We start from the raw sequence: 7885 nt of genomic DNA on the forward strand, positions 1-7885 counted from the left end.
GGCAGACGGGCTCCGGGAAAGAAAGGGACTGGAGTTCAGGGGTGGGCTGGGAGGGGTGGGAAGGGTGGGAAGGGTGGGAAGTGTGGGAAGTGTGGGAAGGGTGGGGAGGGGGGGAAGTGTGGGAAGGGTGGGAAGATGAAAGTAATTATAGAGTTATAAACATATATTATCAGGACTTACGCAGAACCGCCATATTTAGTAGGGGCGAATGGCATTCGCCCCCTGCGGATAGCGTGTTGCCTAAGAATTTGCGTAAGTCCTGATTATATAACCGGATTCTATATGAGCAAGGAGGCAGGAGGAAGAATTATCAGAGTGATTTTTCTGCCATAGTCAACCCCAAATCCTAACTTTATGCAGCTCTTTAGAACGAAAACTTTGTACTTTTTTCAGACTTAAAAAGGCTAATATATAATCCGGGTAATTAGTTATCGTATCGCGCACTTGAGTCAGGAGTCGTAGAGGCGAACGGCCGTTTGCTTCGCATAACTATCGTTAACGCCTGTACAGGAGAAAGAAAAGATTTGAATAGCATGAAATTTTAAATTTCTATTCATGCTTAACATCTGTATTAAGATGAAGTAATTTTGCGATTATTGTATAACCGGATTTTATATAAAACCTTGATCTTTTAATGCTTTTAGATTTAATCAGCAGAGCAATAATTATAATAACTATTTAACCGAACATGATATAGCAATCCTAAATAGGTTGTGACAAATTAAAAAATAAATAAAAAAACTGAAACTCTTACCTGTTCCCTGTTCCCTAAAAGCAATTAAAATTTTGTACACAACTCAAATAGAATTGCTATATTATATCAAATCCGGTAATATCGGTAGAATTCCAGACCGTAGGGGTTTGGTCTCCAAACCCTCGACAAACTAGGAGTTTTCACTCTTTTCTGATAGTAGAATTATATCACTTCCGTTGCGAGCGCGGATTTGATATTATAAGAAACCGAGTTTAATATGACTTCTAAATTCTGAATTCTGAATTCTAACTTATCTTGGATCGACTGGTCTTGCTACTAAAATACCAATAGCACTTTCCACATTCCAAATATATCTTTCTAAATCATAAGCAACAGTTACTTTTCCAGCAGGGGAAGCATGAATAAAACCAATATTACCATCAGAATTACGATAAACTAAGCCAGTATGAGTCACATCTAATCCATTAATTTCTGTCGCTACGGCAATAATATCTCCTGGTTTTAGCTCTGAATAAACACTCTTAATTTGATAGTAAGGAATGTAGTTAATTTTCAGTTTACTAATACTATTTTCCATACTAACAATACACTGATAATTCGTATCATTTCTAGCAATTTGTGGATACTTAAATCTATTTTTGCTCATAAAAAATAATTGCTTATTGACCCTTTCTCCACCTAATTTAACGCCAATATCTCTAACATTTCCCCGTCTTTGATTATCAGCAATCCATTCAGAAAAATAATGTAAACGACTGCAATATCCATCCATTTTACCTTTCCAATAACGCTGGTTTCTAATGTGATTAATAAAAGTCAAATAAGAATAATCTTCCATTGCTATTCCCCTCGCCATTGCCAAGACAGTTTCCACAAATAAGACACAATCAAATCCATCTAAAGTAATAACTAAAGACTCTTGATTTGATTGGTCTAATAATCCAGCTTTGTAAGGAGTACCAATAAAATAATCAGCGATCGCCTGCATAATTTCTGCCATGGAAAGTTGAGCAAGATTTTGTTTGATGGCATACTCCATTACTGGTTGAAAATTGGGGTCTTCTTGAATATTTGATGGTGGTAATTTATTAATTCCTTTTTCTCGATCGCTTTTATTTAACTGAATATCAATTAATGGTCTTGTCGGAGGTTGAGACGGACCTACTGGGAATTCTTTGAAAACATTTGGCTTTGATAAAGTTGATGATTTTGAGAAAGGATTATCAGATAAATCTAGGGATTTTAAAGTAGTATCATAAAATTGAATTAGACCGAAATTTAACGGTTTTTCGGAAATAGACATTAGGGGATTAATTAATTTTTTACCATCAGATTTGATTTTGTCGTTATCCTGATTATTAGCAAGATATTTTCTCTGAATATTGCTATCTTTTTGAGCAGCATTAACCAAACTGAAAAAAGACATCGAATTATTTAAAACTAGAGGATAATTTACTGTGTAGAAGCCAGTGACTGCCACTGTTAAAATAGTTAATTCTAATAATTTTCTCATTTTTTTACCAGGAATTTTAGACTACAAATATGTGCAAGTATCAGTTATATAGCAATCAGGAATGAGATGTGAGAAAAACTGTAGGGGTTTGGTTTCCAAATCCCATTGTTTGGGTACATCTCAATTTTGAATAAAGCCAAAAATTTATTGCTTTTAGGGAACAGGGAACAGGGAACAAACTATAGGGAATAGGAAAAAAGTATTTTGGCAAATATGAGATGCACCCCATTATTTTGACTAGGGTTTGGAGAGCAAACCCCTACGATAAAATCTTACAACATCAGATTTGATATTCTCGTTATCCTGATTATTAGCAAGATATTTTCTCTGAATATTGCCAGCTTTTTGAGCAGCATTAACCAAACTGAAAAAAGACATCGAATTATTTAAAACTAGAGGATAATTTACTGTGTAGAAGCCAGTGACTGCCACTGTTAAAATAGTTAATTCTAATAATTTTCTCATTTTTTTACCAGGAATTTTAGACTACAAATTTGAATAAAGTCAAAAATTTATTGCTTTTAGGGAACAGGGAACAAAGTATAGGGAATAGGAAAAAAGTATTTTGGCAAATATGAGATGCACCCCATTATGTTGACTAGGGTTTGGAGACCAAACACCTACGATAAAATCTTACAACTAATGGCTAAATGCTTACCAATAGATAATTGATAATTGGTAATTAGAGATAGTCTTCATTATCCACTATTTAATTTATTATTTATTATCAATTAAATTAACTACGATTTTAAACATAGGTAATTATCAATTATCCATTATTAATTATCAATTATCCATTATCCATTATTAATTATCCATTAAGAAAAAGTATGCTATGCTAAATAAGCATAAATTGGTAATAGTTACCGAAAAATAAAGGTATAAAGCCTTCTCTTTCAAGAGAAAAGTGCTAGAATATTTCCTGATATTTAATCCTCTCAGTTTTCCTTGAGGTAATTATCCATTATCCATTATCAATTATCAATTAATAAATGATGTGAAACCTACAGTTTTGAATAATCGCTATCGAGTTATACGAGCCATCAGTAGTGGTGGATTTGGGGAAACCTTTTTGGCACAAGATACCCAAATGCCTTCTGGCCGCTACTGCGTAATTAAGCAACTTAAAGTAGTTACAAATAATCCTGATATTTATCAACAGGTACTACAACGCTTTCAACGAGAGGCGGCCATTTTGGAAGAATTAGGGGAGACTAATACTCAGATACCTAAATTATATGCTTATTTTAGCGATTCAGCAGGTCAATTTTATTTAATACAAGAATGGATAGAAGGAGAAACTCTGGCAAAAATAGTAGAAACTACAGGTAAAATGACAGATAGTTATGTTCAGAAAATGCTGATTAGTTTACTATCGGTTATTGATTATATACATGGCAAAAATATTATTCATCGGGATATTAAGCCGGAAAATATTATTTTGCGTCAAGCAGATGATTTGCCAGTTTTAATAGATTTTGGGGCAGTAAAAGAGTCTATTTCTACAGCAGTTAATTCTGAAAAAAATACACCTATTTCTATTATGATTGGTACTCCTGGATATATGGCTTTTGAACAAGCTGCGGGACGACCAGTTTATGCCAGCGATTTATATAGTTTAGGATTAACAGGAATTTATTTACTGACAGGAAAAGTTCCTCAAGATTTGGGAATGGATTTACAAACTGGAAAGATTATTTGGCAGGAACATACTAATAATTTAACTCCTAAATTAGCAGGAATTTTAGATAAGGCAGTTCAACCTAATATTAGCGATCGCTTTGCTACAGCTAGAGAAATGTTGGAAGCTTTAGAGTCTGATTCAATTCGGGTTTTTACTACTCAAACAGAACAGGCATCTTCACCCTTAGTAGTTATTAATAATTCTGGCAAAAAAACAACTTTAAGTTCACCTACAAGTAAATATTTAGAATTAGCTTTAACTCAACTATCTATCATTCGCAGAAATTGGCAGAAAGCTGCAATTATTAGCGGTGCTATTGGTAGTTGTTTTTTGATTGGTATTTTGCTCAAAAATACCTTACTTAAATCTGCCCAACCACAATTAGAAATACCAACCTTTCCCGCACCACCTACCACAGAATTAGTAACATCAATTTCTCAACCAGAAGCTAAAAAATTAATCCAAACTTGGTTAAATGCAAAAAAAGATATATTCGCTCCTCCCTACAATCAAAAACTTGCTGCTGAATTGACAACCGGAAAAGTATATGATACGATTACCTCTTCAAATGGAGCGATCGCTTGGTTAAAAGAAAACAATGCTTATTATCAGTATGGAGTGCAAAAAATAGACAGTGTTGAATATTTTTCAACCCAAGGAAATCAAGCAACTATTCAAGTTAAAGTTACCGAAGAATTTCAACTATTTAAAAATGAGAAATTAGAAACTAAAAGGTCAGGTTCATCCCAATTAACAGTTATCTATGATTTGCAATTTATAGACGGCAAATGGAAAATAACTGCTTCTAGAGTTATTTAGAAAACAGGGAATAGGGAACAGGGAACAGAATAAAAAGGCGTTGCATATTTCCGCGTGGGAATTAGTGGGTGTGGGAAGTGTGAGAGGAATTCTAGTTTTGGAGAAAGAAGAAGTACAAAGATTCATCCCTTGGTTCAGCAACACCTAATAAAAAAAGTATAGAAACTGGATTTATATAAAATGCTCACTATACTAATATCAAGTAACATTAATTAACCCCAGTTTAGGGACGTTTTTGCTGGTGCAAAGCTCCGTTTTTTGTTATGCAACGTTCCTACAAGATTGTGGCAAGATTGTTTATTACAGTTATTTAATCAGAACTTACGCAGAACCACCATCTCGCGGTAGGTACTGATAACTGATAACTGAAATAACCATCTTCCAAAGGTAGCATTACTGTTGATAAATTTTATTAGACATCTCCAGAAAAGAGAGAGCAGGGAGCAGGGAGCAGGGAGAAAGAATTGATAACTTCTGTGGGATAATTGATTTGATTTTTTATTATTGGAGATGTCTATTAGACAAAATAGTGTGATAAAATAGCCTCAAATTAAAACAGGGAGGATTTTTTAGGAAAAGAAAGGTATCAACCCATGAATAGTGATAGTTTCAAGTTTTTTAAATTTGATATCTTTAAATACATAAAAACTCTGAAACTATTATTCTTCTTCCCTGTTCCCTTCCAAGAGATTTTATTCACAACTAAAATTTTACTCCTATATGAATCAACAAATTTTAAATAACCGTTATCGGATATTCAATACATTAGCAAGTGGAGGATTTGGTGAAACATTTCTTGCTCAGGATACTCAAATGCCATCCGGTCGTCTTTGCGTTATTAAACAACTTAAACCTATAGTAAATAATCCTCAAATTTATCAACTTGTACAAGAAAGATTTCAAAGAGAAGCAGCTATTTTAGAAGAATTAGGAGAAACAAATAATCAGATTCCCCGACTATACGCATACTTTACAGAAAACGGACAATTCTATCTAGTACAAGAATGGATAGAAGGAGAAACTCTGGTCAAAAAATTAGAAACAGAAGGAATATTTAACGAAAATTTCGTGAGACAAATACTCGTTAGTTTACTCCCAGTTTTAGACTACATTCATAGTCAAAGAATTATCCATAGAGATATCAAACCAGGCAATATAATCTGGCGAGAAAAAGATGACTTGCCAGTATTAATCGACTTTGGAGCAGTCAAAGAATTAATGGGAACAACCTTCAATTCACAAGGCAATCCCTCTCGCTCCATAATAATAGGAACTCCAGGATTTATGCCGCCCGAACAAGCAGCAGGACATCCAGTTTATGCCAGCGATTTATATAGTTTAGGATTCACAGTAATTTATTTATTAACAGCAAAAAATCCTCGCCAGTTACCAACAGATTTGTCCTGGGAAAATTTGACAACAAATATAACTCCCCAACTCATAGAAATTTTAAATAAAGTCATTCAACCTAACCCAAGCGATCGCTATTCTACTGCCGGAGAAATGCTTCATGCTCTAAATTTTGGCCCAACGGCGATGGCACCCACAGTACCCTCTCCACCACCTCCTATCCTTTTGCCCGTCTCAGAAACTCCCGAACCAATACCGACTCTAGTTACATCGCCTCCACCGGAAGTTTTAAACTCTTCTCAATCTGTAGTTTCTGAGTCTCCCACTCCTAAATCAAGTGTTAGTCGGATGAGAGACTGGCAAAAAGCAATAATTACAGGTAGCATAATTGGCGGATTTATTCTGATGGGAATTGTTTTAGTTAATTCGATTTCTACAGATAAATCTCCCGAAAAAGTTGACTCTTCAACAACAAATAAAAATCCAGATCAAGAAATTTCTCCATCACCTATTCCTAAAACTTCAACCCAGTCTCCAAAACCTCAACCTTCTCCCAGTAAAGCGGAAATTTTCATCAAAGAAACAGAAATTGCTAAGTTAATTGAAACTTGGCTAAAAGCAAAAGCAAAAATGTTTTATCCTCCATACAATAGCCAAATTGCCAAGGAATTAACCACAGGAGATTTTTATGAAAAAATAGCCGGAGCAAATGGTTCAATTAATTGGCTAAAAAGTAATAATGCTTACTATAAATATGGCGTGCAAAGACTTGATGCAATCGAACAATTTTTTGCCAATAATGACAGTGCAACTATCAAAGTTAGAATTACTGAAGAATATAGTTTGTATCGCAATGGCAAAATTGATCCTAATGAAACAGATTTTAAAACTCTGACCATTATTTACAATTTAAAATTAATAGACGGACAGTGGAAAATATCTAATTCTCGGACTCTCTAAATAAGTAGTAGTGCTTTTAGGAATTTCTTAGTTGAGAGAGGGAACTGGGAACAGGGAATAGTAATTCTGGTTCCGTTGTTCGGGTAATTTGGAGGCAAATATTTTGCGGTTTTTTTCTAAGTCTTGTTGGTTTTCTCCTAAACCTTCTCGGAGGTCGTAAAGAAATAAAATAGGTTGGGATAGAGAGTTTATGGTAATCCAGTTGCTTCATGTAGGTATCCCGAAAGCATGAGACCATACTGTTTTGTTATTCCATTTTATGTTGCTGAGGTCGGCACTACTGAGGTCGGCACTACTGAGGTTGGCATTACTGAGGTTGGCATTACTAAGGTCAGCACTTCTGAGGTCGGCATCTCTGAGGTTGGCATTACTAAGGTAGGCACTACTGAGGTTGGCATTACTAAGGTAGGCACTACTGAGGTTGGCATTACTGAGGTTGGCATTACTGAGGTTGGCACTTCTAAGGTCGGCATCTCTGAGGTTGGCATTACTAAGGTAGGCACTTCTGAAGTAGGCATCTCTGAGGTTGGCATCTCTGAGGTCGGCACTACTAAGGTCGGCACTACTAAGGTCGGCACTACTAAGGTCAGCACTACTAAGGTCAGCACTACTAAGGTTGGCACTTCTGAGGTTGGCACTACTGAGGTCGGCACTACTGAGGTCGGCACTACTGAGGTCGGCACTACTGAGGTCGGCACCTCTGAGGTTGGCATCTCTGAGGTCGGCACTACTGAGGTAGGCACGATTGAGGTAGGCACGATTGAGGTCGGCACCTCTGAGGTCGGCACGATTGAGATAGGCACTACTGAGGTCGGCACCTCTGAGGTCGTCACGATTGAGGTAA

At 35.7% G+C, this 7885-nt stretch carries 6 protein-coding genes; 3 read left to right on the plus strand and 3 right to left on the minus strand.

Annotation, left to right across the window (positions count from 1 at the left end; genetic code table 11):
- Positions 1 to 80 precede the first annotated feature (80 nt).
- Positions 81 to 263, plus strand: coding sequence for a hypothetical protein (locus tag F6K40_RS37070; protein WP_293144252.1), 183 nt, complete (start codon positions 81 to 83; stop codon positions 261 to 263).
- A 741-nt stretch (positions 264 to 1004) separates the two neighbouring features.
- Here F6K40_RS37070 and F6K40_RS37075 read toward each other — a convergent pair.
- Together F6K40_RS37075 and F6K40_RS37080 are read right to left on the minus strand one after the other, a co-directional pair.
- Positions 1005 to 2228 (minus strand): DUF1460 domain-containing protein, encoded by a 1224-nt coding sequence (locus tag F6K40_RS37075; protein ID WP_293144254.1) that lies wholly within the window; start codon positions 2226 to 2228, stop codon positions 1005 to 1007.
- A 237-nt stretch (positions 2229 to 2465) separates the two neighbouring features.
- The gene (locus F6K40_RS37080) at positions 2466 to 2693 is read right to left on the minus strand and encodes a hypothetical protein (protein ID WP_293144257.1); all 228 of its coding nucleotides are present in this window, start codon (positions 2691 to 2693) and stop codon (positions 2466 to 2468) included.
- Positions 2694 to 3225: 532 nt separating this feature from the next.
- On the opposite strand from F6K40_RS37080, the gene F6K40_RS37085 reads away from it, so the two are divergent.
- Positions 3226 to 4731 carry a protein kinase domain-containing protein gene (locus tag F6K40_RS37085; protein ID WP_293144260.1) on the plus strand — a complete coding sequence of 502 codons (1506 nt, stop codon included), beginning with the start codon at positions 3226 to 3228 and terminating at the stop codon, positions 4729 to 4731.
- A gap of 720 nt (positions 4732 to 5451) precedes the next feature.
- Entirely contained in the window at positions 5452 to 7041 is a 1590-nt protein-coding gene (locus F6K40_RS37090) for a protein kinase domain-containing protein (protein WP_293144263.1), read from the plus strand.
- Positions 7042 to 7248: 207 nt separating this feature from the next.
- Here the strand turns inward: F6K40_RS37090 and F6K40_RS37095 are convergent.
- Positions 7249 to 7885: pentapeptide repeat-containing protein (locus tag F6K40_RS37095; protein ID WP_293144266.1), on the minus strand; the 637-nt coding region annotated here is incomplete at its 5' end.

Origin of the sequence: Okeania sp. SIO3I5 (genome assembly GCF_010672085.1) — a bacterium.
Lineage (GTDB): Bacteria > Cyanobacteriota > Cyanobacteriia > Cyanobacteriales > Microcoleaceae > Trichodesmium.

Coding starts and splice junctions, on each gene's coding strand:
- F6K40_RS37075 (WP_293144254.1), bottom strand. CDS start 2,228: ATGAGAAAATTATTAGAATTAACTATTTTAACAGTGGCAGTCACTGGC.
- F6K40_RS37080 (WP_293144257.1), bottom strand. CDS start 2,693: ATGAGAAAATTATTAGAATTAACTATTTTAACAGTGGCAGTCACTGGC.
- F6K40_RS37090 (WP_293144263.1), top strand. CDS start 5,452: ATGAATCAACAAATTTTAAATAACCGTTATCGGATATTCAATACATTA.